The 25,301-nt window shown below is 67.5% G+C and carries 21 protein-coding genes; 16 read left to right on the top strand and 5 right to left on the bottom strand.

Translation table 11 applies throughout. The annotated features are described in order from the left end of the window. The first annotated feature begins 132 nt into the window (after nt 1-132). Nucleotides 133-3,597, top strand: a complete 3,465-nt coding sequence (gene mfd, locus ACUDTM_RS18630; protein ID WP_329844202.1) for a transcription-repair coupling factor — start codon at nt 133-135, stop codon at nt 3,595-3,597. Nucleotides 3,598-3,642: 45 nt separating this feature from the next. Further along, on the top strand, nt 3,643-4,260 hold the full coding sequence (locus tag ACUDTM_RS18625; protein WP_061479525.1) for an HD-GYP domain-containing protein: 618 nt from the start codon (nt 3,643-3,645) through the stop codon (nt 4,258-4,260). 68 nt (nt 4,261-4,328) lie between these two features. Here ACUDTM_RS18625 and ACUDTM_RS18620 read toward each other — a convergent pair whose 3' ends face one another. Beyond that, nucleotides 4,329-6,422: a M13 family metallopeptidase gene (locus ACUDTM_RS18620; RefSeq protein ID WP_072166853.1), complete on the bottom strand. Its 2,094-nt coding sequence runs from the start codon at nt 6,420-6,422 to the stop codon at nt 4,329-4,331. 138 nt (nt 6,423-6,560) lie between these two features. Here ACUDTM_RS18620 and ACUDTM_RS18615 point away from each other — a divergent pair, with 138 nt between their 5' ends. Further along, the gene (locus ACUDTM_RS18615) at nt 6,561-7,022 is read left to right on the top strand and encodes a hypothetical protein (RefSeq protein WP_231109140.1); all 462 of its coding nucleotides are present in this window, start codon (nt 6,561-6,563) and stop codon (nt 7,020-7,022) included. Nucleotides 7,023-7,132: 110 nt separating this feature from the next. Here the strand turns inward: ACUDTM_RS18615 and gpmA are convergent, their stop codons facing one another. Next, nucleotides 7,133-7,882: a 2,3-diphosphoglycerate-dependent phosphoglycerate mutase gene (gene gpmA, locus ACUDTM_RS18610; RefSeq protein WP_005415787.1), complete on the bottom strand. Its 750-nt coding sequence runs from the start codon at nt 7,880-7,882 to the stop codon at nt 7,133-7,135. 94 nt (nt 7,883-7,976) lie between these two features. Between gpmA and nfi the strand changes: the two genes are divergently transcribed. Next, a complete protein-coding gene (nfi, locus tag ACUDTM_RS18605; protein ID WP_353080169.1) occupies nt 7,977-8,651 on the top strand; it encodes a deoxyribonuclease V in 675 nt (224 codons plus the stop codon). A gap of 39 nt (nt 8,652-8,690) precedes the next feature. On the opposite strand, the gene ACUDTM_RS18600 is transcribed toward nfi, so the two are convergent. Both ACUDTM_RS18600 and ACUDTM_RS18595 read right to left on the bottom strand, forming a co-directional pair. After that, nucleotides 8,691-9,671: a cation diffusion facilitator family transporter gene (locus ACUDTM_RS18600; protein ID WP_353080168.1), complete on the bottom strand. Its 981-nt coding sequence runs from the start codon at nt 9,669-9,671 to the stop codon at nt 8,691-8,693. Between the two features lie 106 nt (nt 9,672-9,777). Then, the gene (locus tag ACUDTM_RS18595; RefSeq protein ID WP_353080167.1) at nt 9,778-12,027 is read right to left on the bottom strand and encodes a TonB-dependent siderophore receptor; all 2,250 of its coding nucleotides are present in this window, start codon (nt 12,025-12,027) and stop codon (nt 9,778-9,780) included. Between the two features lie 286 nt (nt 12,028-12,313). Here ACUDTM_RS18595 and ACUDTM_RS18590 point away from each other — a divergent pair, with 286 nt between their 5' ends. After that, nucleotides 12,314-13,729 carry a GGDEF domain-containing protein gene (locus tag ACUDTM_RS18590; RefSeq protein ID WP_353080166.1) on the top strand — a complete coding sequence of 472 codons (1,416 nt, stop codon included), beginning with the start codon at nt 12,314-12,316 and terminating at the stop codon, nt 13,727-13,729. 99 nt (nt 13,730-13,828) lie between these two features. Here ACUDTM_RS18590 and ACUDTM_RS18585 read toward each other — a convergent pair whose 3' ends face one another. Continuing rightward, on the bottom strand, nt 13,829-15,046 hold the full coding sequence (locus ACUDTM_RS18585) for an MFS transporter (protein ID WP_434556926.1): 1,218 nt from the start codon (nt 15,044-15,046) through the stop codon (nt 13,829-13,831). 75 nt (nt 15,047-15,121) lie between these two features. On the opposite strand from ACUDTM_RS18585, the gene ACUDTM_RS18580 reads away from it, so the two are divergent. From ACUDTM_RS18580 to ACUDTM_RS18530, 11 genes are all read left to right on the top strand, one after another. Next, nucleotides 15,122-15,571: a winged helix-turn-helix transcriptional regulator gene (locus tag ACUDTM_RS18580; protein WP_072166856.1), complete on the top strand. Its 450-nt coding sequence runs from the start codon at nt 15,122-15,124 to the stop codon at nt 15,569-15,571. Nucleotides 15,572-15,644: 73 nt separating this feature from the next. Next, nucleotides 15,645-16,772, top strand: a complete 1,128-nt coding sequence (locus ACUDTM_RS18575) for a metallophosphoesterase (RefSeq protein WP_353080165.1) — start codon at nt 15,645-15,647, stop codon at nt 16,770-16,772. A 131-nt stretch (nt 16,773-16,903) separates the two neighbouring features. After that, nucleotides 16,904-17,587: a response regulator gene (locus ACUDTM_RS18570; RefSeq protein WP_008265770.1), complete on the top strand. Its 684-nt coding sequence runs from the start codon at nt 16,904-16,906 to the stop codon at nt 17,585-17,587. Further along, nucleotides 17,584-18,963: an ATP-binding protein gene (locus ACUDTM_RS18565; protein WP_188241161.1), complete on the top strand. Its 1,380-nt coding sequence runs from the start codon at nt 17,584-17,586 to the stop codon at nt 18,961-18,963. Before ACUDTM_RS18570 ends, ACUDTM_RS18565 begins: the two co-directional genes overlap by 4 nt. An 80-nt stretch (nt 18,964-19,043) precedes the next feature. Further along, nucleotides 19,044-19,880, top strand: coding sequence for an alpha/beta hydrolase (locus tag ACUDTM_RS18560; RefSeq protein WP_005415777.1), 837 nt, complete (start codon nt 19,044-19,046; stop codon nt 19,878-19,880). Between the two features lies 1 nt (nt 19,881). Further along, complete coding sequence (locus ACUDTM_RS18555) at nt 19,882-20,241, top strand: EamA family transporter (protein WP_021202495.1); 360 nt, start codon at nt 19,882-19,884, stop codon at nt 20,239-20,241. After that, nucleotides 20,238-20,636 (top strand): DMT family transporter, encoded by a 399-nt coding sequence (locus ACUDTM_RS18550; protein WP_134970296.1) that lies wholly within the window; start codon nt 20,238-20,240, stop codon nt 20,634-20,636. The genes ACUDTM_RS18555 and ACUDTM_RS18550 overlap by 4 nt, the downstream gene beginning before the upstream one ends. Nucleotides 20,637-20,646: 10 nt before the next feature. Next, complete coding sequence (locus ACUDTM_RS18545) at nt 20,647-21,849, top strand: DegT/DnrJ/EryC1/StrS family aminotransferase (RefSeq protein WP_188241162.1); 1,203 nt, start codon at nt 20,647-20,649, stop codon at nt 21,847-21,849. 174 nt (nt 21,850-22,023) lie between these two features. Further along, nucleotides 22,024-22,740, top strand: coding sequence for an MtnX-like HAD-IB family phosphatase (locus ACUDTM_RS18540; protein WP_005415773.1), 717 nt, complete (start codon nt 22,024-22,026; stop codon nt 22,738-22,740). A 64-nt stretch (nt 22,741-22,804) separates the two neighbouring features. Beyond that, nucleotides 22,805-24,205, top strand: coding sequence for an aspartate aminotransferase family protein (locus ACUDTM_RS18535; RefSeq protein WP_111202231.1), 1,401 nt, complete (start codon nt 22,805-22,807; stop codon nt 24,203-24,205). Nucleotides 24,206-24,233: 28 nt separating this feature from the next. After that, a complete protein-coding gene (locus tag ACUDTM_RS18530; protein ID WP_111202230.1) occupies nt 24,234-25,298 on the top strand; it encodes a GNAT family N-acetyltransferase in 1,065 nt (354 codons plus the stop codon). Nucleotides 25,299-25,301 lie beyond the last annotated feature (3 nt).

The following is a 25,301-nucleotide window of genomic DNA, read 5'->3' as shown; positions in this document are numbered from 1 at the left end:
GCCCGGCCACGTCTCCCGGTAGTGCCAGCCGCTGGCCGGCATTCCGCTCCGCCAACGGCACATGAGGCTGCCGGCATCCGGCCGGCACGACGCACAGGAGCCGGATCGGGCTTCTGCTAAAATCCGGGGTCCATGTCGCGTACCTCATACCCCGCCCCGCCGCTGCCGCGCGCCGGCCATCTCCGCGCCTGGTGGCGCGCCCCCGCCTCGCCCACCGCACTGGCCTGGTACCTGGCCCAGGCAGCGCGCGTGCACGACGCTCCGCTGCTGGTGATCGCCCGTGACAACCACGGCGCCAACCAGCTCGAAGCCGACCTGCAGACCCTGCTCGGTGGCGACCCGGCCCTGCCGGTGGTCGCCTTCCCGGACTGGGAAACCCTGCCCTACGACCGCTTCAGCCCGCATCCGGACATCATCTCGCAGCGCCTGGCTGCCCTGCACCGCCTGCCCACGCTGAAGCGTGGCCTGGTGATCGTGCCGGTGCAGACCCTGCTGCAGCAGCTGGCCCCGCGCAGCTACGTCATTGGTGGCAGCTTCGACCTGAAGGTCGGCCAGCGCCTGGATCTGGAAGCCGAGAAGCGCCGCCTGGAAAGCGCCGGCTACCGCAACGTGCCGCAGGTGATGGATCCGGGTGACTTCGCCGTGCGCGGTGGCCTGCTCGACGTGTTCCCGATGGGCGCCGACGAGCCGCTGCGGGTGGAACTGCTGGACGAGGACATCGATTCGATCCGTGCCTTCGATCCGGAAAGCCAGCGTTCGCTGGACAAGGTCGAGGCCGTGCACATGCTGCCGGGCCGCGAAGTGCCCATGGACGAGGCCAGCATCGCCCGCGTGCTGGCCACGCTGCGCGAGCGCTTCGATGTCGATACCCGGCGCAGCGCGCTGTACCAGGATCTGAAATCCGGGCTGGCGCCGGCCGGCGTCGAGTACTACCTGCCGCTGTTCTTCGAGCGCACCGCAACCCTGTTCGACTACCTGCCCAGCGGCAGCCTGCCAGTGGTCTGTGCCGGTGCCGGCGAAGCCGCCGAGGCGTTCTGGGCGCAGACCGGCGAGCGTTATGAGCAGCGCCGCCACGATGTGGAACGGCCGCTGCTGCCGCCGTCGGCGCTGTACCTGTCGCCGGAGCTGCTGCGCGAGCGCCTGAATGATGCCCCGCGCATCGAGGTATGGGCCGCCGACCACGCACGCATCGCCGACGCGCACGCGCTGGGCGACCAGCCGCTGCCCCCGCTGCCGGTGGCCGCACGCGAAGCCCCCGCCGGCGATGCGCTGAAATCCTTCCTCGGCCATTATCCGGGCCGGGTACTGATCGCCGCCGATTCGCCCGGCCGCCGCGAGGCACTGCTGGAAGTGCTGCAGGCCGCCGAGCTGAAGCCGCCGGTGGTGGCCGACCTGCCCGGTTTCCTCGCTAGCGATGCGCGCTTCGCGATCGCGGTAGCGCCGCTGGAAGATGGCTTCGCGCTGGACGATCCGCGCATCGCGGTGCTGACCGAGCGCCAGCTGTTCCCCGAGCGCGCCGGCAGCACCCGCCGCACGCGCCGTGCAGGCCGCGAGCCGGAGGCGATCATCCGCGACCTCGGCGAGCTGACCGAGGGTGCGCCGATCGTGCACGAGGACCATGGCGTCGGCCGCTACCGTGGCCTGATCGCGATGGACGTCGGCGGCATGCCGGGCGAGTTCCTCGAGATCGAATATGCCAAGGGCGACCGCCTGTATGTACCGGTCGCCCAGCTGCACCTGATCAGCCGCTACTCCGGTGCTTCGGCGGAAACCGCACCGCTGCATTCGCTCGGTGGCGAGCAGTGGAGCAAGGCCAAGCGCAAGGCCGCCGAGAAGGTGCGCGATGTGGCCGCCGAACTGCTGGAGATCCAGGCCCGCCGCCAGGCGCGTGCCGGCCTGGCACTGCAGGTGGACCGCGCGATGTACGAGCCGTTCGCCGCCGGTTTCCCGTTCGAGGAAACCCCCGACCAGCTGGCCGCGATCGATGCCACCCTGCGCGACCTGGCCAGCAGCCAGCCGATGGACCGCGTGGTCTGCGGCGACGTCGGCTTCGGCAAGACCGAGGTGGCGGTGCGCGCTGCATTTGCTGCGGCCAGTGCCGGCAAGCAGGTGGCGGTGCTGGTGCCGACCACGCTGCTGGCCGAGCAGCATTACCGCAACTTCCGCGACCGTTTCGCCGATTACCCGCTGAAGGTCGAAGTGCTGTCGCGCTTCAAGACCAGCAAGGAAATCAAGGCCGAACTGGAGAAGGTGGCCGCTGGCACCATCGACGTCATCGTCGGCACCCATCGCCTGCTGCAGCCGGACGTGAAGTTCAAGGACCTGGGCATGGTCATCGTCGACGAGGAGCAGCGATTCGGCGTGCGCCAGAAGGAGGCGCTGAAGGCGCTGCGCGCCAATGTGCACCTGCTGACCCTGACCGCCACGCCGATCCCGCGCACCTTGAACATGGCCATGGCCGGCCTGCGTGACCTGTCGATCATCGCCACGCCACCGCCGAACCGGCTGGCGGTGCAGACCTTCATCACCCAGTGGGACAACGCGCTGCTGCGCGAAGCCTTCCAGCGCGAGCTGGCGCGCGGTGGCCAGCTTTACTTCCTGCACAACGACGTGGAGAGCATCGGCCGCATGCAGCGCGAGCTGTCCGAGCTGGTGCCGGAGGCACGCATCGGCATCGCCCACGGGCAGATGCCCGAGCGCGAACTGGAAAAGGTGATGCTGGATTTCCAGAAGCAGCGCTTCAACGTGCTGCTGTCGACCACGATCATCGAATCGGGCATCGACATCCCCAACGCCAACACCATCATCATCAACCGTGCCGACCGTTTCGGCCTGGCCCAGCTGCACCAGCTGCGTGGCCGCGTGGGCCGTTCGCACCACCGTGCCTACGCCTACCTGATCACCCCCGACCGTCGCGCGATCACCCCCGACGCCGAGAAGCGCCTGGAAGCGATCGCCTCGATGGACGAGCTGGGCGCCGGCTTCACCCTGGCCACGCACGATCTGGAAATCCGCGGCGCCGGTGAACTGCTTGGCGAGGACCAGAGCGGGCAGATGGCCGAGGTCGGCTTCAGCCTGTATACGGAGCTCCTGGAACGCGCGGTACGCAGCATCAAGCAGGGCAAGCTGCCCGACCTGGATGCCGGTGAGGAAGTGCGCGGCGCCGAGGTCGAGCTGCATGTGCCGGCACTGATCCCGGAAGACTACCTGCCGGACGTGCACACCCGCCTGACCCTGTACAAGCGCATTTCAAGCGCGCGCGACAGCGATGCACTGCGCGAACTGCAGGTGGAGATGATCGACCGCTTCGGCCTGCTGCCGGATGCAGCCAAGCACCTGTTCGCCATCGCCGAGCTGAAGCTGAAAGCCAATACGCTGGGCATCCGCAAGCTCGACCTGGGCGAGAACGGCGGCCGCATCGTGTTCGAGTCCAAGCCGAACATCGATCCGATGGCGGTGATCCAGCTGATCCAGAAACAACCGAACCTCTATGCCATGGAAGGGCCCGACAAGCTGCGCATCAAGCACCCGCTGCCGTTGCCGGAAGACCGCTTCAATGCGGCCCGCGCCCTTCTGACCACACTTGCCCCGGGTTGATCGCCCCCCGAACACCCCGCACCGGTCCCCACCCGGTGCGGGCGGATGACCATGTTCCCTGACGCCGTACCCGCCCCCGACCTGCTGCACGCGCAGGCCTGCCTGATCGATGCCCTCTCGATGTCGCTGCAGATGCGCGACGCCTACACCCGCCACCACTGCGACCGCGTTGGCCTGCTCGCGCAGCGCCTGGCCACGCACTGCGATCTTGATGATGAGGCTCGTGCGCAGATCGGCCTGGCCGCGCGCTTCCATGACATCGGCAAGATCGGCATACCCGATGACGTGCTGCTGGCACCCCGCCGGCATACCGACGAGGAGCGCGCGATCATGCGCGAGCATCCGGTACGCGGCGAACACATCTTCCTGGCCACCGGCCGCAGCGACGCCTTGCCGGTGGCGCGGCTGATCCGCGCCCATCACGAGGCCTTCGATGGCAGCGGCTACCCCGATGGGCTGCGCGGCGAATCCATCCCGCTGGGTGCGCGCATCGTCACCATCGCCGATGCCTACGATGCGATGACCAGCGTGCGCCCGTATCGCGACGCGATGGAGCATGAGGCCGCATTGCGGATCATCGACGAGCAGGCCGGCGGGCTGGTGGATCCGTACGTGCTGCAACGCTTCCATCGCATGCTGGAGCGGGAACCGGCGCTGGCCTGAGATCGGCCGGGCAAACGAAAGGCCCGGCGTTCGCCGGGCCTTTCGCTTCTCGCATCACGGGTAATCGATCACCAGATCACCACACGCTTGTCGTCGGCGCGCACCATCGCATCACCCGCCTTGCACTGGAATGCAGCGGCGAACGAGGGCATGTTCGACGGCGCACCGTTGGCACGGAAGTTGGCCGGCGCGTGCGGATCGGTGTTCAGGCGCACGCGCAGCTCACCATCGGTGAAGTTGCGGCGCCACACGGTGGCCCAGTTCATGAAGAAACGCTGGTCCTGGCTGTGGCCGTCAACCTCGACGTTCGCCTTCGGGTCTTCCTTCAGCGCCATCTGCAGCGCGTCATAGGCCACGGTCAGGCCGCCCAGGTCGCCGATGTTCTCGCCCAGGGTCAGCTTGCCCTTCACGAACACGCCCGGCACCGACTCGTAGCCGTCGAACTGGGCGACCAGCTGGTCGGTACGTTCGGTGAAGGCCTTGCGGTCGGCGTCCGTCCACCAGTTGTCGAAGTTGCCGTTGGCGGCGAACTGGCTGCCCGAGTCGTCGTAGCCGTGCATCATTTCGTGGCCGATGACCGCACCGATGCCGCCGTAGTTCAGCGCCGGATCGGCCTTGGCGTCGAAGAACGGCGCCTGCAGGATCGCCGCTGGGAATACGATCTCGTTCTTGGTGGCGTTGTAGTACGCATTGACGGTCTGCGGGGTCATGCCCCACTCGGTCTTGTCCACCGGCTTGCCGATCTTGTCCAGCATGTAGCGGTAGTTGAACGCGCGTGCTGCCTGCATGTTGCCCAGGTAGCTGTCGCCGTTGGTCTGCAGGCCCGACCAGTCACGCCACTTGTCCGGGTAGCCGATCTTCGGGGTGAAGCTGGCCCATTTTTCCAGTGCCTTCTTCTTCGTTTCCTCGCCCATCCACGGCAGCTGCTCCAGGCGCGCCTTCAGCGCCTGCGACAGGTTCTCCACCAGGTGCTGCATGGCCACCTTCGACTCGGCCGGGAACACGGCGTCGACGTACAGCTGGCCCAGGGCTTCACCCATGCCACCATTGACCGACTCCAGCACGCGCTTCCAGCGCGGCTGCATTTCCTTCTGGCCACGCAGGGTGGTGCCGTAGAAATCGAAGTTGGCCTTCTCGAACTGGCTGCTCAGGTACGGCGCGGCATCATCGATGGTGTGGAAGCGCAGGTAGGCCTGCCAGGTGCTGGCGGGCACATCGGCCAGCATCTTGTCCATTTCACCGAAGAAGCCCGGCTGCGCCAGCGAGAACTTCTGCGCGGCCGGTACCTTCAGGGTGTCGAACAGCGCGGTCCAGCTGAAGTTCGGGGTCAGCCTGTCGGCGTCGGCGGCGCTGAGCGGGTTGTAGCGCTTGGCCGGGTCACGCATTTCGATGCGCGACATCGAGGCCTTGGCCAGGCGGGTTTCGAAGGCCATCACGGCCTTGGCCTGCTCGGCGGCCTGCGCCGCGTCCACACCGGACAGGGTCAGCACCTGTGCGATGTAGGCCACGTAGGCGTCGCGGATCTTGGCCTGCGCATCGTCGAAGTAATAGCCCTTCTCCGGCAGGCCCAGGCCGCCCTGGCCGACATAGGCGATGACGTTGGCCGAATCCTTGTAGTCGGCATTGGCGAACAGCGAGAACAACACGCCCTTGCCTTCGGCCTGGCTGTCGCGCAGGTACTGGGTGATGGCGGCGGTGTCGTTCAGCGCGGTGATCTTGTCCAGCTGCGGCTGCAGCGGCGCCAGGCCGGCGGCTTCGATCTTGGCCTCGTCGTTGCCGGTCTTCCAGATGTCACCGATCTTGGCTTCCACCGAGCCGGCCTTGGCCTGGCTGGCGGCGGCCTGCTGCACCAGCGCGTGCTGCACTTCCAGCGAGCGCTCGCGCAGGATCTCGAAGCTGCCCCAGGTGGTCTGGTCGCCCGGCACCGGGTTGGCCTTCAGCCACTTGCTGTTGACGAAGCCATTGAGGTCGGTACAGGCCGAAATGGCCGGATCGAGGTCGGCGCTGTTGAGCGAGATCAGCGGCGTCTTGATCTGCGACAGGTCGAAGGCCGGCTTGGCGTCGGCACTGGCCGCCGGCGCGGTTTCGTTCTTGCCACAGGCGGCCAGCGAGGCAGCGATGGCGATGGTCAGGCCCAGCGGGACCAGGTTGCGGACGTTCATGAGGCTCTCCTGCGGGTAATTTCACAGGGTAGCCGGGGGCGTGAGGTTGGGGACCGGCCAAAGGTCACAGAGCCCACGGCGCAGCTCCCGCCGCGCGCCGGTATGCTCTGGCCTCTGCGATCACTGGACCTCATGACCATGGACGAACCTGCGCTGCTGCTGGCCCTCGACACCTGTGAGTTTCTGTTTCTTGCTGAGATTGGCGAGCCGGAAGCGAATCGTCTGCGCCTGGTCGTCGAGGAGGGCCGGGTGGTCGGAAAGCCCTCCCGGGTGGAGCTCGGTCATGGACGTTCAATCGATGATGTGCGTGCGATAGAGGTGGTGCCCCACTCGCAGCGGTTTGAACTGATCTGGGACCACTACATCAGCTACGCCGTGCACAACGAGTCCTACCAGAGCTGGGACGACTCCGAAGCCTGGAGCGGCAACCTGTTCCGCCGCTACAGCCATTCGAAGTTCCTTGAATATCTGGGCCGTGCCACCTTCGCTGATACCCGTTACCCGGGCCCATTCACGCATTATCAGGTGATATGCCAGGACCACGTCATCGACATTGCTGCGCTGCAGTCGCCGAAGGTGCGCCTGCTGGGTCCTTCGTAGCTGGCACATGCAGCCCCAATGAAATGGCTCTACCGGGTTGCGACAGCGTCAGCCGAGCGTGGGCTCGGCTCTACAAAAAGAAGGGCCGGCTTGCGCCGGCCTTCTGTTTCTTATTTCGCCTTGCCCTGGTTGGCTACGGCTTCGGCGGCCTTGCGCGCCGCTTCCGGGTCGCCCAGGTAGCGGAACGACTGCACGGTCAGGTCATCGTTCAGTTCGAACAGCAGCGGGATGCCGGTCGGGATGTTCAGCTCGAGGATTTCCTCGCGCGAGACGTTGTTGAGGTACTTGTACAACGCACGCAGCGAGTTGCCGTGGGCGGTGACCAGCACGGTCTTGCCGTCCTTCAGCTGCGGCGCGATGGCGTCGTGCCAGTACGGCAGCACGCGGTCCAGGGTGGTGGCCAGCGATTCGGTGCCCGGCAGCGCGTTGCGGTCCAGGCCGGCGTAACGGCGGTCATGGATCGGGTGGCCCGGATCTTCCAGGTCCATCGGCGGCGGCGGGATGTCGTACGAACGACGCCACACCTTGACCTGCTCTTCGCCGTGCTTGGCAGCGGTCTCGGCCTTGTCCAGGCCCTGCAGGCCGCCGTAGTGGCGCTCGTTGAGGCGCCAGGACTTGTTCACCGGCAGCCAGTCCTGCTCCAGCTCGGCCAGCGCACCCTGCAGGGTGTGGATGGCGCGCTTCAGCACGGAGGTATGGGCGACGTCGAACTGCAGGCCTTCCTCGCGCATCAGGCGGCCGGCGGCGGCCGCTTCCCGGCGCCCCTGCTCGGTCAGGTCGACATCGACCCAGCCGGTGAAGCGGTTGTCCAGGTTCCACTGGCTCTGGCCATGGCGCAACAGTACGAGTCTACGGGTCACTGCAGGGTCTCCAACGCGAGGAAAGGCAGGCCGCCATTGTAGCCCCGGCGGCCGCTCACCGTGCCGTGGCGCCACGCATGCGATGCTGCAGCCAATGAATACGGTGATCGACCCCGGGCGCTGGGAAGGCAGCGTCACCGCCGCTCGAGCGCAACAGCTGCAGCTGGCCGGCCGCGTGGAACGCCAGGACCGCCTGCCACGCAAGGTGCGCTGGCTGGCCGGGCTGGATGTCGGATTCGAGGACAACGGTGCCATTACCCGCGCCGCGGCGGTGCTGCTGGATGCAAGGACGCTGCAGCCCGTGGCGCAGGAGATCGCGCGCATCCCCACAGCGATGCCCTATATCCCCGGCCTGCTCAGCTTCCGCGAGCTGCCGGCACTGCTGGCCGCACTGGCACTGCTGCCGCGAACGCCGGACCTGGCGTTCGTCGATGGCCACGGCATCAGCCATCCGCGCCGGCTGGGCGTCGCCGCGCATCTGGGCGTGGTCACCGATCTGCCGAGCATCGGCGTGGCGAAATCGAAACTGGTGGGAAGGTTCGTCGAACCGGGCGCCGAAGCTGGTGCGCATACACCGCTGCTGGATGGCGACGAGCAACTGGGCTGGGTGCTGCGCAGCAAGGTTCGCTGCAAGCCGCTGTTCGTGGCCGGTGGCCATCGGGTCAGTGCCGATACCGCGCTGGGCTGGGTGCAGCGCACCCTGCGCGGCTACCGGTTGCCGGAGCCAACCCGGCTGGCGGATCGGCTGGCCTCGCGGCGGGACGAATAGCTGCGCCGGCCATCTCCCGGCGCGCGCGTCAATCGTCGATCAACGATGCACGTGGCCACGATGGCCCTGCGCGTCCTCGCCGTGGTCGTGGCCCTCATGGCCCTTGTGTCCGCCGCCGTTGGCCGGCGCCGGTTCGCCACAGGCTTCGCCGCAGTGGTCCGCCTCGATCTGCAGCGTCACGTGCTCGATACCGAAGTCATCATGCAGGCGACCGCCCAGCTCGCGGCGCAGCGCATCGGCGTCGGTGCCGTCGCGCATCACAATGTGCGCGGTCAGCGCCGGCGTGCTGGAAGCCAGCGCCCACACGTGCAGGTCATGCACGTCCAGGACTGCGGCGTGGCCGGACAGGCTGTCGCGCACCCTGTCCACGTCCATGCCCTTGGGCACGCCTTCCAGCAGTACGTTGATCGCCTCACGCATCAGTACGTAGGTACGCGGCAGCACCCACAGGCCGATCAGCACGGCCAGGATCGGGTCGATCGGTTTCCATCCGGTCCACTTGATCAACAATGCGCCCGCAATCACTGCCACCGAGCCGAGCATGTCGGCCCACACTTCCAGGTAGGCGCCCTTCACGTTGAGGCTCTCGCCACTGCCCGCCTGCAGCAGGCGCATCGAGATCAGGTTGATGACCAGGCCCGCAGCCGCGATCACCAGCATGCCGGAGGAGGCGATCTCCTGCGGCTGGCGGAAGCGGCCGATCGCCTCCCACAGGATGTAGGCGGCGACCACGAACAGCATGGCACCGTTGATCATCGCGCCCAACGCTTCCAGCCGTGCATAGCCGTAGGTGCGGCGCGCATCCGGCGGGCGCCGGCTCAGCCGTACCGCAACCAGCGCGATCATCAGCGCCAGCGCGTCGGTGGCCATGTGCGCGGCGTCGGACAACAGCGCCAGGCTGTTGGTCCAGAACGCGCCCACCACCTCGACGACGAGGAAGGTGGAGGTCAGGCCGAGCGCCCACCACAAGGGCTTCTCGTGGCGGATCTGGGACGGCAGGTGATCGTGGTCGTGGCCCATGGCAACAGCTCCTTTGCGATGCGGTGCAGGCTACGCGGTGCCGGCGGAGGAGACTATTACGATGTTTATAACATTGCAGGCCACACGAGCCCTCGCCGGCCTGCCGTCAGAACCCGAAGCGCAGGCTGGCCCAGTAGGCGCGGCCCGGTTCGTTGTAGGTCGCCGCGCCGGCATCGCTGCTGTTGGCCTCGCGGAACAGGCGCTTGTCGGCCAGGTTGTTCACGCCGAAGCCGAAGCTGACCGTCTCGGTCACCTTGTAGCGCGCGCTCACGCCCCAGATGTTGTACGCGCCACGATCCTGCAGCGCGATCGATGCATCGCAGCTGCCGGTGCAGCGGGGGTCGTTGTTGATGTTGGTGGTGGCCGGTTCCTGCTTGCCGTAGAACGTGCCGGTCAGCAGCAGCGACAGCCTGTCGGTGGCCTGCCAGTCCAGCATGGTGTTGATCGTGTACTTCGGGATCACCGACAGCGGCTGGCCGGTGCTCTTGTTCTCGTTTTCCACCATGTAGGTGAAGTTGTTGCTCCACTTCAGGCGGTTGCCCTGCTCGCCCAGCAGCGGAATCACCAGGTTGCCTTCAAGCCCCTGCACGATCGCCTTCGGCGCGTTCTCCCAGCGGAAGATGCGGCCCTTGGTGTCGGCGGTCAGCCCGATCTGGGTGTAGCCGGCCTGGATCTTGTCCTTGTAATCGTTGTGGAAGTAGGTCAACGACGCCTGCCAGCCGCTCTGCGGTGCCCACTCGATGCCCAGTTCCTTGTTCAGGCTGGTTTCCGCCTTCAGGTCTGCGTTGCCGCGCATGTAGCAACCGGCGCCCAGGCTCGGCAGCGCATTCGGGCAGCCGTTGCCACGGGTGTAGTACAGATAGTCCGGATTCGACTGGTACAGGTTCGGCGCCTTGAACGCGCGGGCGATGCCGCCCTTCACCACCCAGTCGCTGTTGATGCGGAACTGCGCATTGAGGCTGGGGCTGGTGTTGTTGCCGAACTGGCTGTGGTGGTCGAAGCGCAGGCCCGGGGTAACGATCCAGCGCTCGCCCAGGTAGATGTTGTCTTCCACGAACACCGCCGTGGTCTGCGCATCGGCCTTGCCGCGCGCACGATCGGCCGACAGCCCCGGGATGCCACCGCCGCTGCTGCTGGACTGGCTCATCGAATAAGGGTCGGTCAGCCGGCTGTCCAGGTATTCAAAGCCCAACGTCCAGATGTTCTCGGCGCCGCCCAGCGTGGTCGGGAAACTCACTTCGCCATCCAGCTGGTAGTTGCGCAGGCGCGAGGTCGACCAGTCGGTGCCGTTGAAGCTGCCTTCCGGGCCACCGGCCAGGCCTTCGTTGATGCGCGAGTTGTTCACCGCTTCAACTGCAGCGGTCACCCGCGAGGTGACATCGCCCCAGCGGCCACGATGGGTGATCGCGCCGGTGTTGCGGTACATGCGGTTGGTTTCCGCCTTGCCGTCGGCCAGGGCGGCCAGATCGATGCCGGTCGAAGTGCCGGTGGTGCTGACCGCGCGGTCACCAGCATAGATGTTGCCCTGGCGGCTGGTGCCGGCCTCGAACTCGACCACCTGGTCGGCGGTCACGTCCCAGCGCAGCAGCGCGTTGATGTCGCGGTTCTTGACGCCCTCGCGGCCAGCCGGTGGCACTGCGTTCGGCTGGGTGGCGTACTGGCGGTTGAGATCGAGTGAATCGGCGTCGGTCTTGTTGAGGTTGCCGTACAGGCGGAACGACAGCGTGTCGGTCATCGGCCCACTCAGCTGCAGGCCGACGCGCTCGCTGCCACCTTCGGCGCTGTGTTCGGGCACCAGCCCGTACAGGTCGACCGCACCGGTCAGGTCGCCGGTCGGGTGCTTGGTGATGATGTTGACCACGCCACCGGAAGCACCGGAGCCATAGCGTGCCGCCGCCGGTCCGCGCAGCACTTCGATGCGCTCGATCATCTCCGCCGGCACCCAGTTGGTGTCGCCGCGCGTGTTGCGCTCGCCACTGCGGCCCATGCGCACGGCATCGCGCGCACCGATGCGCTTGCCGTCGACCAGGATCAGGGTGTTTTCCGGGCCCATGCCGCGCAGGTCGATCTGGCGGTTGTTGCCGTACTGGCCCGAGGCGCTGTTGCCGGTGAGGTTGACGCCCGGCATGGTGCGCAGCAGTTCGGCGATGTCGTTGGCCGGTGGGCGCCTGGCGATGTCCTCTGCGGTGATGGTCGAGGTACCCAACGCCTGGCGGGCAATCTGCGAAGCGGTGACGTGCACCGTGTCGATATCGGTGGCGTCGGCTTCAGCCTGGGCGGTCAGGGCGCTGCCCGCCAGCAGGGCGGCAACGGCGAGCGCCAGCGGGCGCGGCGAGAGGACAACGGCAGGAGACATGATCTGGACCTTCTGGCAGGGCAACGGGGCCTCTGGCAAAGGGCTTGAGGCAACGACGAGGGGGAGGCGGAGCGTCGCTGCAGTCGCCTGCGGCCCGATCCGTGCGCGCATTCTCCCATCAATGCGAGTGATTCTCAAATGCGTTCGCTCATTGCTACCGCAGGCCTGATGTGCCCTGCGTGCCGGACGACCCTGCATCGCGCTTAAACTGGCCGGCTTGCCCACCATCAACCGCACGCCACCGCGGCCGATACCCGTGGTTTGCCGTACGCAGTCAGAGATCGACGTGGAACCACCCCAACTGGACGATGCCAGCCAGCCGCTGGCCGAGGCCTGGCAGCACTGCCTGCAACAGGCCGGCCCTGCCGCCACCGCGCTGCTGCACGCCGCCGCAACCGATGCCCCGCCGGCGTTGGCCCAACGCTTCTACGAAGTGCTGTTGCAGGACGGGCGTGCACGCCGCTTCCTGTCCCACGATCAGGTCAAGCAACGCCTGCAACCGGCCATGCAGCGCTGGCTGGTGCAGCTGCTGACCACCGATGCCGACGGCATTGCCGCCACCGTTGCCTCGCAACGGGTGATCGGCGATGTGCATGCCCGGGTCGGCATTCCGGTCGACCTGGTCACCCGCGGCGCACGCGTACTCAAGCACGAGCTGTTCGTGCGCCTGCGCGACGACGCGCCCGACAGCGCCACCGCGTTCGCCGCCATCGACTGCCTCAGCGCGATCATGGACATCGCCATGGAAGGCATGACCCTGGCCTACACCCATGCACGTGAGCGCTCCACCCGCGCCGATGCTGCCTACCGGTTGTTCTCGCTGGTGCAGAATGTCGGTACTGAACGCGAGCGTCAGCGTGCACTGCTGCTGGACTGGGAGAACGCCCTGCTGTACGCACTCGCCGGCCACGTGCAGGCCAGCGAAAGCGCCAGCCTGGCGACCTCGGAATTCGGCCTGTGGTTCACCCACAAGGGCATCCCCAGCTTCGGCGAGAGCAGCGAAACCCAGCAGGTCGGCCAACTGATGGCCCGCATCGACGGCAACCTGCAGCGGGCAAACCATGACACCCCGGCGCAACGACTGGCGGTGCTGCCGGCCATTCGCGAGGACCTGGCCGCCATCCGTACCCTGATGACGCTGTTGTTCGAACGCATCGGTGAACTGGATGCCGGCAGCGATGCCCTGACCAACCTGCTCAACCGCCGCTTCCTGCCTACCGTGCTGCGCAGGGAGATCGAGCTGGCCACGCGCAACCGCACGCCGTTCTCGCTGCTGCTGCTCGACCTGGATCACTTCAAGGCGATCAACGACGGCCACGGCCACGATGCCGGCGACCGCGCGTTGCAGCACGTGGCCGGCCTGCTCGGCCAGCTGACCCGCGGCAGCGACTACCTGTTCCGCTACGGCGGCGAGGAGTTCGTGGTGGTGCTGGTTGCCGCCAGTGAGTCACAGGCCTCGGTGATCGCCGAGAGCCTGCGCCGGCAGATCGCGCAGTCGCCAGTGGCACTGGCCAACGGCCAGGTTCTGTCGCTGACTGCCAGCATCGGCGTGGCCGGCCATGATGGCCACCCGGACTACGAACGCTTGATGGCACGTGCCGACGCGGCGATGTACGAGGCCAAGCGCAGCGGCCGCAACCGCGTGGTGGTGGCCAGCGCCGACCTGCAGGAAGCGCCGGGGCGGCGCGCGTTGCAGCGCTGAACTGGCGGAAATGAAGAATCCCGGTGGCGGATAGAGTCGACTGTTAGTACTACCGCGCGCAGCGCGGAGCTTTTTGCCGTCGGAACGAGGAGCAGTCGACTAACAGTCGACTCTACCGATTCGCGCGGCAGCCGCTGCTTTCACCGCCCGCCTCCGCCACGCTGCCCACCACAGCAGCGCCAGCAGCGCGATGCCGGCGCCCAGCAGGCACACGGCAGGCCAGCCGTGCCGGGCGTGCACCCAGGGCCCGGCAGCCGCACCGGCACCACTACCCACCGCATAGAAGAGCATGTAAAGCGCCACCAGGCGTCCATGCTGCTCGCCCGGCGCGCGCAGCAGCAGCGCCTGGTTCGAGACATGCAGCGCCTGCCCACCCAGATCGAGCACGATCACGCCCAGCAGCAGCAACGACAGCGACTGCGGCAGGCCCAGCAGCGGCCACCACGCGACCAGCATCAACAGCAGCGCGCCAAGACTGACCCGATCGGCAAAACCGCGGTCCATCCAGTGCCCGACCCGCGACGCCATCAATGCACCTGCCACCCCAGCCAGGCCGAGCGCACCGATGGCCGCAGTGGACCACTGCAGCGGTGGGGCCGACAGCGGCAAGGGGGCCGCCGCCCAGAACACGTTGAGTCCGGCAAACAGCAGCAACGCCAGTGGACCGCGCTCGCGCAGCGTTCGATCCCGGCGCAGCATGCCCAGCATCGAGCCGATCAGGTCGCGCCAACGCGGCGGCACCACGGGTATCGGCACAGCCGGCAGGCGCCGCCACAGCAGTGCGGCCAGGGTCGCCATCAGCGCTGCCGACAGCAGATAGACTGCTTGCCAGCCGGCAATGGCCGCCACCGTGCCGGACAGCACGCGCGCCAGCAGCAACCCGATGAACACCCCGCCCTGCACCACCCCCACCACGCGCCCGCGCTGCGCGGCCGGAGCCATCGCTGCCGTGTAGGCGATCAAGCCTTGGGTCAGCGCGGTGCCCAACAGCCCGGCCAGCAGCATGCCCGACAACAGCCAACCGGCCGTGCGTGCCGCTGCCAGCCACAGCAGGGCTGCCACCAGTGCCGCCAGCTGCAGCCGCAGCAGGTGCCGCCGGTCACCGCGATCAGCCAGCGGCAGCAACCCGAGCAATGCCAGCACGCTGCCGGCCTGGGTCGCGGCCAGCACCGCGCCGGCAACCGCCCGCTCCAGCGCGAAGGCGTGTGCAAGCTGATCCAGCAGCGGCTGCGCGTAATAGACGTTGGCAACGCTGGCGCCGGCGGCAACCGCAAGCAGCACCAGCAGGGGGCGTGGAATCGGCATGGCATTCGTCATCTGGTTTCATATTGAAACCAGATGCAGGCTAGCTACTTTGGTTTTAAACTGCAACCACATAGGACGGAGACCGCCATGCACGCAGACAGCCCCTGCCCCGTTGCCCGCAGCGCCGACCTGCTCGGTGATCGCTGGGCACTGCTGGTGATCCGCGATGCCTTCGACGGCGTCAGCCGCTTCGGCGACTTCCAGCGCAGCCTGGGCGCCGCCCGCAACATCCTCAGCGATCGCCTGCGCAGGCTGGTCGAGGCCGGCATCCTGCAACTGCAACCGGCCTCCGACGGCTCGGCCTACCAGGAATACGTGCTCACCGCCGCGGGCCAGGCGCTGTTCCCGGTGCTGGTCGCGCTGCGCCAATGGGGTGAACGCCATCGCTTCGGTGCAGACGAAGCTCATTCGCAGCTGATCGAATCCAGCACGCGGCGACCGCTGCCGTACATGCAGCCGCGCGGGCGCGACGGTCGGCCCCTGCAGGCCGCCGCCACCCGTGTGCGCAAGCTCAGGGACGACGGGCACAGCGCCTGACCCGCCCATTCGCGCACACCGCGACCCGGTCGCGCCGGTTAGCATCGGATGTTTCCGCCGCCGGACAACGACGATGTCGCGCTATCGCCCTTCCCTGATGACCGCCCTGCTGCTGCCGTTGCTGGCCTGCAGCGCCGGAACCACGCAGGCCCGCGAGGTTGCCGCGCCCGCCGACCACGTGCAGGCCGATGGCCCCTATGTGTTCCGCCAGGGCGACCGGGTGCAGGCCAAGTGGATCTGCGCCGACAAGGTCGAATCGCGCACGCTTGCCTCCGGGGCAACAGGGACCGATATCGCACCGCGCTGCGGCTACGAACACACCGTGCATGTGGCTGCGCCGAATGCAGCCTCGGTCTCGGTGCTGCCGGCCACACCGCGCATCGTCGCGCTGTCCGACATTCACGGCCAGTACGGGTTGCTGGTGCGCCTGCTGCGTGCCCATCACGTGATCGACGCGCAGGATCGCTGGGCGCTGGGCAAGGACACGCTGGTCATCGCCGGCGACGTGTTCGACCGCGGCCCGCAGGTGACCGAGGCGTTCTGGCTGCTCTACGGCCTGCAGCAGCAGGCGGCCGCCGCCGGTGGCGCCGTGCACTTCGTGCTCGGCAACCACGAAACCATGGTGCTGTACGACGACCTGCGCTACGTCAACCCCAAGTACCTGCGCAGCGCCCAGCTGCTGGGCCGCAGCTACCCGCAGCTGTATGGCGCCGACTCGGTGATCGGGCAGTGGCTGCGCACCCGACCGGTACTGCTGAAGATCGGCGATACCCTGTTCCTGCACGGCGGCATCTCGCCCGAGGCGGTGCAGCTGGCGCTGGACCCGGCACGCACCAACGCGGCCTACCAGGCCTCGCTGGGCCTGCCCAAGGCCGAAGTGAAGGCCGACCCGGCCACCGCACCGCTGTATGACGGCAAGACCAGCCCGATCTGGTACCGCGGCTATTTCGATGGCCGCCTTGACACCGCGGGTGTGCAGGCCGTGCTCGACCGCCTGCAGCTCAAGCGCATCGTGGTCGGCCATACGTCGATGCCACACGTCAGCAGCTTCCACGGCGACCGCGTGATCGCCATCGACAGCAGCATCAAGAACGGCGAGAACGGCGAACTACTGTTCATCGAGGAGGGCAAGCTCAGCCGTGGCCTGCTGGATGGCTCCCGGATGCCGCTGGCGCTGGGTGAGCCGGGGCTGCAGGACTGAATGGAGGGACAGCGTGACGGCGCCGGGAGGTGCCGGCGCGCTCCACCTTCACCCGGTTTGCGGCTACCCTTCGGCAGCCGAGAGGCCCGCCCGTCCAGCCGGTGGGCCTGACTGTTACAGGAGCCCCGCGCATGCGCGTTCTGATTGCTGAAGACGACCCGGACATCGCCTCCGGCCTGTGCGCCTCGCTGCGCCGGCAGGGGCACGTGGTCGACCACGTCGACAACGGTGCGCACGCCGATGCAGCACTGGGCTCGACCCAGTATGCACTGCTGGTGCTGGACCTGGGGCTGCCGCAACTGGATGGCCGCGACGTGCTGCAACGACTGCGCCAGCGTGGCGATGGCCTGGCGGTGCTGGTGGTGACCGCGCGTGACGGCCTGGCCGAGCGGGTGCGCGTGCTCGACCTCGGTGCCGACGACTACCTGGTCAAGCCGTTCGCACTGGATGAATTCGAAGCCCGCGTGCGTGCACAGCTGCGGCGGGTCACCAGCAATGGCAATCCGGACCTGCGCATCGGCCGCTTGCGCCTGGACCTGGCCGGGCACCGCGTATGGATCGACGACCAATCACTTGAACTGACCGCACGCGAGTTCGGCCTGCTGTCGGCGCTGGCGGTGCGTGCAGAGCGCATCGTGTCACGCGCGCAACTGGTGGAAGCGCTGTGCGACTGGGGCCAGGACCTGACCGACAACGGCCTGGACATCGCCCTGCACCGCCTGCGCCGCAAGCTGCAGCCGGGCGGCATGGGCATCCGCACCGTGCGCGGGCTGGGCTACATGCTGGAAGATGCGCAGGACGACAGCGCCCCGTGATCAGTGGACCGCCCAGCCTGCGCCGGCGCCTGCTCGCCTTCCTGGCGTTGCCGATGCTGGGCCTTCTCACCTTCAATACGATCCTGGCCTATTACGTTGCGCTGGACTATTCCAACCGCATCCACGACCGCAACCTGATCGACGACACGCACTCGTTCGCGCAGATGCTGAGCACCATGCCGGTGACCAGCGACCTGTCTCCGCAGGCGCGCTTCCTGATCGAGTACGAACCCGACGGCCATCGCTATTTCAACGTCGACAGCAGCCGCCAGGGGACGCTCAGCGGCAATGCAGATTTCAGTGCCTACGCGCCTTCGCAGGAATGCACCGGCGTGGACCCCACCCTGTACGATGGCATTCTCAACGGCCAGCCGGTGCGCATGGCCACCGTCTGCACGCGTGCGATGAACGATCCGCAGGACCAGCTGGCGGTGACCGTGGCCGAAAGCATGGCCGAACGACGCCAGCGCGCGCGCGAGATCCTGATGATCATCATCCCGCTGATGACCATGCTGGCGCTGGGCACTGCCGCGCTGGTCTGGTTCGGGGTGACCCATGGCCTGCGCATCCTGACCCCGCTGAGGACCCGCCTGGCACAGCGCCGCGGCGAACTGGCGCCGATCTCCGACGCCGACGTGCCGGAGGAAATCCAGCCACTGATCAGCACCATCGACGATCTGTTTGCCCGCCAGGCGGAAATGATCACCCTGCAGAACCGTTTCATCGCCGACGCCGCGCACCAGCTGCGCTCGCCGTTGGCCGGCATGGCCCTGCACGTGGACCAGGCACTGGCGCATGGCGACCCGGACACGGTGCGCGAGGCACTGCAGCACATCCGCCGGCTCAACCAGCGCACCGCGCGGGTCAGCACCCAGCTGCTGGCGCTGAGCCGGGCCCAGACCGTGCCGGAGACGGTGGAGGCACTGGACCTGTGCGAACGGGTGCCGCAGTGGGTCGGTACACGCGTGCCTGAAGCGATCCGCGATGGCATCGATCTGGGTTACCGCGGCAGCCCCCAGCCGCTGCGCGTGCTCGGCAACGGTGCCCAGCTGCAGGAAGCACTGGACAACCTGATCGACAATGCGCTGCGCTATGCCGGCCGCGATGCGACCGTTACCGTCGGCGTGCACGCGCTGGATGACAACGACGTCGAACTGTACGTGGAGGACAACGGGCCCGGCGTACCCGAGGACGTGATGCCGCGGCTGGGCGAGCGCTTCTTCCGCGCCCCCGGCACCACCGCCAGCGGCACCGGCCTGGGCCTGGCCATCGCCCACGAGGCGGTGGAGCACTTCGGCGGGCGCCTGACCTTCCTCAACCGCCCCGGCGGCGGGCTCAAGGTCGCCATCACGCTGCCGCTGCTGAAGGGCCCCTGACCCGGACCGGGGCGCTGAAAGGCTGGCGAAAATCGCGGTTGCGATCCTGACCCTCCCCACTGCCGTCCCGGAGCCGCCAGGTGACCGACTCGCACGACTTCTTCCTCCCCGGTGGCCCGCAGGGCGTGCTGCTGGTCCACGGCCTGACCGGTACCCCGGCGGAAATGCGCATGCTGGGCAAAGGGCTGAACAACGCCGGCTTCACCGTACACGGCGTGCAGCTGCCCGGCCATTGCGGCACCGTGGATGACCTGCTGGCGACCACCTGGGAACAGTGGTACCAGGGCGTGGAAGATGCGGCGGCAAGCCTGCGCGGCAAGGTCGACCAGCTGTTCGTCGGTGGCCTGTCGATGGGCGCGGTGCTGTCGCTGGCACTTGCTGCTCGACGACCGGACTGGGTGTCCGGCGTCGGCGTGTATGGCGCCACGTTCCGCTACGACGGCTGGAACATACCCGCCGTCGCCCGCCTCTCGTTCCTGCTGCCGTGGTTCAAGCGCTTCAACATCGGCCGCGACCGCATGTTCATGGAAGAACCGCCGTACGGCCTGCGCGACGAGCGCCTGCGTGCGCAGGTCAGCGCCGCCATGCTGTCCGGCGACAGCGCGGCGGCCGGCCTTCCGGGCAATCCCTGGCACGCGCTGGCCGAGATGCGGGCGCTGAGCAACTGGACCCGCCGCCACCTGCACCAGGTCACCGCCCCGTGCCTGGTGATGCACGCGCGCGAAGACGACGTGGCCAGCATGGGCAATGCCGAACTGGTGATGTCGCGGGTCAGTGGCCCGAAGGAACTGGTGGTGCTGGAGGACAGCTACCACATGATCACGATCGACCGCGAACGCCGCGAGGTGATCCGCCGCAGCGCACGCTTCTTCACCGGGATCGGTGAACGCAGCGGCGTCCTCAAGGCGGTGGCCTGAGATGGGGGCACTTGCCACGCTGCTGTGGCTGGCCAATGTCGTGCTCGATACCGGTGGCCAGCTCGCCTTCAAGGCCGCCGCCAGCGACCCGCAGGAGGGCGAGGGACTGCAGCGCTGGAAGCACATGCTCAGCCGCCCCTGGCTGTGGATCGGCATCGCCTGTTACGTGCTTGAGTTCGTCGCCTGGATCGCCTTCCTGTCACTGGTTCCGCTGTCCAAGGGCGTGCTGCTGGGCTCGATCAACATCGTGGCGCTGATGATCGCCGGCCGCATCCTGTTCCGCGAGAAGCTCACGCCATTGCGGGTGACCGGGATGCTGCTGGTCACCGCGGGCGTGGCAGTGGTGGGGGCCGGCTCGTGAGGCGCCTGTATGTGATCGGCTTCCCCCTGCTGATGGCCTTCGACACCCTGGCCCAGCTGTGCTTCAAGTACGCCGGCGATGCTGCGCTGCCGGTCGAGGCCAACACCACCTGGCTGCTGCGCGTGCTGTCGCAACCATGGGTGTACGGCGCCATCCTGGGCTACGTGGGTGCATTCTTCACCTGGATGAGCCTGCTGCGGCATGCACCGATCGGCCCGGCGTTCGCGGCCTCGCACCTGGAGGTCATCAGCGTACTGCTGCTCTCGGCGTGGCTGCTGAAAGAGCCTCTCACCCTGCACCACCTGGTCGGTGCGGTGCTGATCGTGGCCGGCATCGTCTGCCTCGCCCGCGCGGAAGCGGACGACCCGCACAGTCCCACCGAAAACGCTTCGTGAGCGCGTTGCGATGAGCCTGTTCGCGCGCGAACTGCCACCGACCGCCGGCCTGCCGATGCAGGCCACCGACTTCCTTCCCGGTGGCGGTGACCTGCGCGGGATCCTGGCCAACCAGCTGGGCACGCCGCCGCTGCAGCTGACCTGTTCCGGCACGCACGCGCTGCTGATCGCCCTGCGCACCCTGCGCAAGCGCGCGCCCAGGCGCGACACGGTGATCATGCCGGCCTACACCTGCCCGCTGGTGCCGATCGCGGTGCACAGCCTCGGCCTGCGCGTGCAGCTTTGCGATACCCGGCGCGGCCACTTCGACTTCGATCCCGGCCAGCTCGAACGGTTGGCCGATGCGCGTACGTTGGCCATCCTGCCGACCCACCTCGGCGGTCGCATCGCCGATGTCGAACGGGCCTGCGACATCGCCCGCAGCGCCGGCGCCTGGGTCATCGAAGATGCCGCACAGGCGCTGGGCGCACGGGTGGGCAACAGCAGTGTCGGCCTGCGTGGCGACATCGGATTCTTCAGCCTGGCCGCCGGCAAGGGGCTGAGCCTGCACGAAGGCGGCCTGCTGGTCAGCCGCGATGACGAACTGCGCGCCGAACTGGCCGAGCATGCCGCCGAACACGTGCGCTTCAACCTGCGCTGGGAGCTGCTTCGCAGTGTGCAGCTGCTTGGCCTTGCCGCCTGCTATCGCCCCTCGCTGCTGTCGCTGGTGTACGGCAATCCGCTGCGCAACGCACTGCAGCGTGGCGATCTGGAAGACGCGGTCGGTGATGTTTTCCCGCTGGACATACCGCAGCACCGGGTCAGCCGATGGCGGCAGAACATCGGTGCCCATGCCGCGCGGCGATTGCCGGCGTTCCTGCAGGCCGGGCGCCTGCGCGCACTGCAGTTGCGCGTGCAGCTGGCACAACTGCCGGCGGTGGAGGTGGTCGATGGCCTGGCCGGCACCGGCGGCACCTGGCCGATGCTGATGCTGCTGCTGCCCAGCCAGCGCGCGCGCGATGCCGCGCTGGACGACCTGTGGCCGCGGGGCCTCGGTGCCAGCCGCATGTTCATCCATGCCCTGCCCGACTACGCCTACCTGCGTGGCATCGTGCCGCAGGAGGACGTGCCCAATGCACGTGACTTCGCCGCACGCATGCTCACCCTTGGCAACAGCGCCTGGCAGACCCGTGAGGAGACGGCCGAAATACTGCAGGTCCTGGCCCGCGCCTGACCCGCACGTGCATGCGTGGCCTGCGCTCCGCGCATTCATCCATGTACTTTCCTGAACGCTTTCCCAGCCCGTCAAAAGCGCCTTTCAACAGGAAAGGAACGAGAAAGGCGGCCTGCCTACATTGAGCCTGCCCCGGCAATGTGCCGGACGCCTTTCTCATCGACGGACCTGCCCATGCACTGGAGCATCCTGTGTGACTTCGACGGCACCATCAGCCTCGAAGATGTCATCGACTCGCTGCTGGAAAAGTACGGCCAGCCGGGCTGGCAGGAACTGGAAGACCAGTGGAAGGCGGGAAAGATCGGCTCGCGTGAATGCATGCAGGGCCAGGTGCGGCTGCTGGAACTGGATCCGGCCACGCTTGATGCCCATCTGGACCAGGTGCAGATCGATCCAGGTTTCGTCGCCTTCGTCGCTCGCACCGAGCAGCTGGGCCTGCCACTGCGCATCGTCAGCGACGGCCTGGACTATGCGATCCATCGCATCCTCGCCAACCACGGCCTGGCGCAGCTGCCGGTGGTGGCCAACCACCTGCGCTGGTGCGATGACCACTGGGAACTGGAATCGCCCTACCAGGCCGAAGGCTGCCGCAGTGGCACCTGCAAATGCGCCTGCGCCGCGCAGGCGCGCGCCAACGAAGCACCGCGCGTGCTGATGATCGGCGACGGCAGCTCGGATTTCTGCGTGTCCGAAGACGCCGACTTCGTGTTCGCCAAGCGCCGCCTGATTACCCATTGCACGAATGCCGGCATCGAGCATGCCGCCATCGACACCTTCCACGATGCAATCGCACTGCTGCCGCGCTTGCTCGATGGCAGCCTGCTGCAGCCACGTCGCCTCGACGCCAGCCCGCAGCCCGCCGCACTGCCCCTGCTGCTTGCCACCGCCTGAGCACTCCCTTCCAGGCGCGCTCCCCTGTTACCCCTTTCGAACGTCCTTCACGGAACCGAACTGCATGAATATTTTTGACAAGAACGCCGACGCCGCTGCCTCCGATGCGCAGCTGCTGGCCGACGAAGCCCGCTACAGCTCCTTCGGCGACACCGTCCACTACGTCGATCCGCCGAAGATCTTCCAGCGCGGCGAAGGCAGCTACATGTTCGACGGCGCGGGCGTGCCCTACCTCGACCTGCAGATGTGGTACTCGGCGTGCAACTTCGGCTACAGCAACAAGCGCCTGAACGATGCACTGAAGGACCAGATCGACACCCTGCCGCAGGTCGCCAGCCAGTACCTGCACCCGACCCGCGTGCAGCTGGCCAAGACCATTGCCGTGGACATGCACGAGAAGTTCGGCCTCGACGGTCGCGTGCACTTCAACGTTGGCGGTGCTCAGGCCATTGAAGACTCGCTGAAGATCGTGCGCAACGCGCGCGGCGGCAAGAGCCTGATGTTCGCCTTCGAGGGCGGCTACCACGGCCGCACCCTGGGTGCGTCGTCGATCACCTCCAGCTACCGCTACCGCCGCCGCTACGGCCACTTCGGCGAGCGCGCGATGTTCATCCCGTTTCCGTACCCCTTCCGTCGCCCGAAGGGCATGACCCCGGACGAGTACTCCGACCACTGCGTGTGGCAGTTCGAGCGCCTGTTCGAAAGCGAGTACAACGGCGTGTGGGATCCCAAGGTCGGCCAGGCCGAGTACGCCGCGTTCTACGTCGAGCCGATCCAGGGCACCGGTGGCTACGTCATCCCGCCGCGCAACTTCTTCACCGGCCTCAAGCGCGTGCTGGACAAGTACGGCATCCTGATGGTCGTCGATGAAATCCAGATGGGCTTCTGGCGTACCGGCAAGCTGTGGTCGATCGAGCACTTCGGCGTGACCCCGGACGTGCTGGTGTTCGGCAAGGCGCTGACCAACGGCCTGAACCCGCTGTCGGGCCTGTGGGCGCGCGAAGAGCTGATCAACCCGACCGTGTTCCCGCCGGGCTCCACCCACTCCACCTTCAATTCCAACCCACTGGGCACCCGCCTGGGCCTGGAAGTGCTGAAGCTGGGCAAGGAAATGGATTACGAGCGCACCGTGCCGGAAAAGGGCGCGTACTTCCTCGACGGCCTGCGCGGCCTGCAGAAGCGCCACCCGGAAATCGGCGACGTCGACGGCCTGGGCCTGGCGCTGCGTGCGGAAATCTGCCAGGCCGACGGCTACACCCCGAACAAGGAGCTGCTGGACCGCATGGTCGACATCGGCCTGGCCGGTGACCTGCTGCACGACGGCAAGCGCATGGGCCTCGTGCTCGACGTGGGTGGCTGGTACAAGAACGTGATCACCTTCGCGCCGTCGCTGGACATCAGCTACGAAGAAATCGACCTGGCGGTCACCCTGCTCGACCAGGCGCTGACCAAGGCCAAGGGCTGAGGTCGATGCGCTGCCGGTTCCCGTGCCGATGGAGATGACGTCACGCGCATCCAGCACCGCGCTGGAACCGACCGCGCTGCTGGAGGGCTTCCTGGCCCACCCGCCGCTCGGATTCGAGGCAGGCCGCCTTCCCAGCGGCCTGCCGACCTTCCGTGCGCCGCTGGACCTGACCACCACGATGGATGACGAACTGCGCGGCAGGCTGCTCGGCCTGCCGCTGTCGCGCCTGTGGCGGCCGTGGATCACCTGGAAGACGCGCTTCGTCGGTGCCACCAGCACCGAGTACACCCCGCTGCCGGCACACGTTGCCCCGGAGGCGCTGGCCGAGGACGTGACGCGTCACGCGATCGGCGATGCCCGGCTGCTGGTGGTGAAGGACCTGGCGATCGATTCACCGCTGCTGGACGACGCCGCCAACGCACACAGCGGCGCCTTCCTGCAGGCGCTGCTGACACGCGGCTTCGTCGAACTGGAAGGCATGCCGCTGGCCTGGGTGGCGATCGATTTCGATTCGCTCGACGACTATCTCGGCCGCCTGTCATCGTCGCGCCGCAAGAACATCCGTCGCAAGCTCCGTTCGCGCGATGACCTGCAGATCGACTGCATCGCCACCGGCAACCCGGCCCTGGCCGACCCGCAACTGCAGGCCGAACTGTACGCGCTGTACCTGGGCGTATACGCGCAGAGCGCGGTGCATTTCGACCAGCTCGACCTACCCTATTTCCAGTACCTGCTGGCCGACAGCCAGGGCCAGGGACGGATGTTCCTGTACCGCCACCAGGGCCGGTTGATCGGCTGGAACCTGTGCTACGTGCATGCCGGCAAGCTGGTGGACAAGTACATCGGCCTGGCGTACCCGCAGTCGCGCGAGCACAACCTGTACGCGGTCAGCTGGATGCACAACCTCGAGTACGCGCTGCAGCACGGCCTGAGCCACTACGTGGCCGGCTGGACCGACTCGCGGATCAAGGCCGAGCTGGGCGCCCGCTTCACCTCCACCCGGCACGCGATCCACGCACGCTCCCCGCTGCTGCGCGCCGCCCTGCGCAAGCTGGCCCCGCACCTGCAGGGCGAACCTGATGGAGGCGGTTGAACG

Source organism: Stenotrophomonas maltophilia group sp. vghtpe118 (assembly GCF_052605195.1).
This window is presented reverse-complemented; position numbering and strand designations above follow the sequence as displayed.

Bases quoted from the DNA above. Each gene is read 5' to 3' on its own strand.
- mfd (WP_329844202.1), top strand. From the start codon at position 133: ATGTCGCGTACCTCATACCCCGCCCCGCCGCTGCCGCGCGCCGGCCAT.
- ACUDTM_RS18625 (WP_061479525.1), top strand. From the start codon at position 3,643: ATGACCATGTTCCCTGACGCCGTACCCGCCCCCGACCTGCTGCACGCG.
- ACUDTM_RS18620 (WP_072166853.1), bottom strand. From the start codon at position 6,422: ATGAACGTCCGCAACCTGGTCCCGCTGGGCCTGACCATCGCCATCGCT.
- ACUDTM_RS18615 (WP_231109140.1), top strand. From the start codon at position 6,561: ATGGACGAACCTGCGCTGCTGCTGGCCCTCGACACCTGTGAGTTTCTG.
- nfi (WP_353080169.1), top strand. From the start codon at position 7,977: ATGAATACGGTGATCGACCCCGGGCGCTGGGAAGGCAGCGTCACCGCC.
- ACUDTM_RS18600 (WP_353080168.1), bottom strand. From the start codon at position 9,671: ATGGGCCACGACCACGATCACCTGCCGTCCCAGATCCGCCACGAGAAG.
- ACUDTM_RS18595 (WP_353080167.1), bottom strand. From the start codon at position 12,027: ATGTCTCCTGCCGTTGTCCTCTCGCCGCGCCCGCTGGCGCTCGCCGTT.
- ACUDTM_RS18585 (WP_434556926.1), bottom strand. From the start codon at position 15,046: ATGACGAATGCCATGCCGATTCCACGCCCCCTGCTGGTGCTGCTTGCG.
- ACUDTM_RS18580 (WP_072166856.1), top strand. From the start codon at position 15,122: ATGCACGCAGACAGCCCCTGCCCCGTTGCCCGCAGCGCCGACCTGCTC.
- ACUDTM_RS18575 (WP_353080165.1), top strand. From the start codon at position 15,645: ATGTCGCGCTATCGCCCTTCCCTGATGACCGCCCTGCTGCTGCCGTTG.
- ACUDTM_RS18570 (WP_008265770.1), top strand. From the start codon at position 16,904: ATGCGCGTTCTGATTGCTGAAGACGACCCGGACATCGCCTCCGGCCTG.
- ACUDTM_RS18555 (WP_021202495.1), top strand. From the start codon at position 19,882: ATGGGGGCACTTGCCACGCTGCTGTGGCTGGCCAATGTCGTGCTCGAT.
- ACUDTM_RS18545 (WP_188241162.1), top strand. From the start codon at position 20,647: ATGAGCCTGTTCGCGCGCGAACTGCCACCGACCGCCGGCCTGCCGATG.
- ACUDTM_RS18540 (WP_005415773.1), top strand. From the start codon at position 22,024: ATGCACTGGAGCATCCTGTGTGACTTCGACGGCACCATCAGCCTCGAA.
- ACUDTM_RS18535 (WP_111202231.1), top strand. From the start codon at position 22,805: ATGAATATTTTTGACAAGAACGCCGACGCCGCTGCCTCCGATGCGCAG.
- ACUDTM_RS18530 (WP_111202230.1), top strand. From the start codon at position 24,234: ATGGAGATGACGTCACGCGCATCCAGCACCGCGCTGGAACCGACCGCG.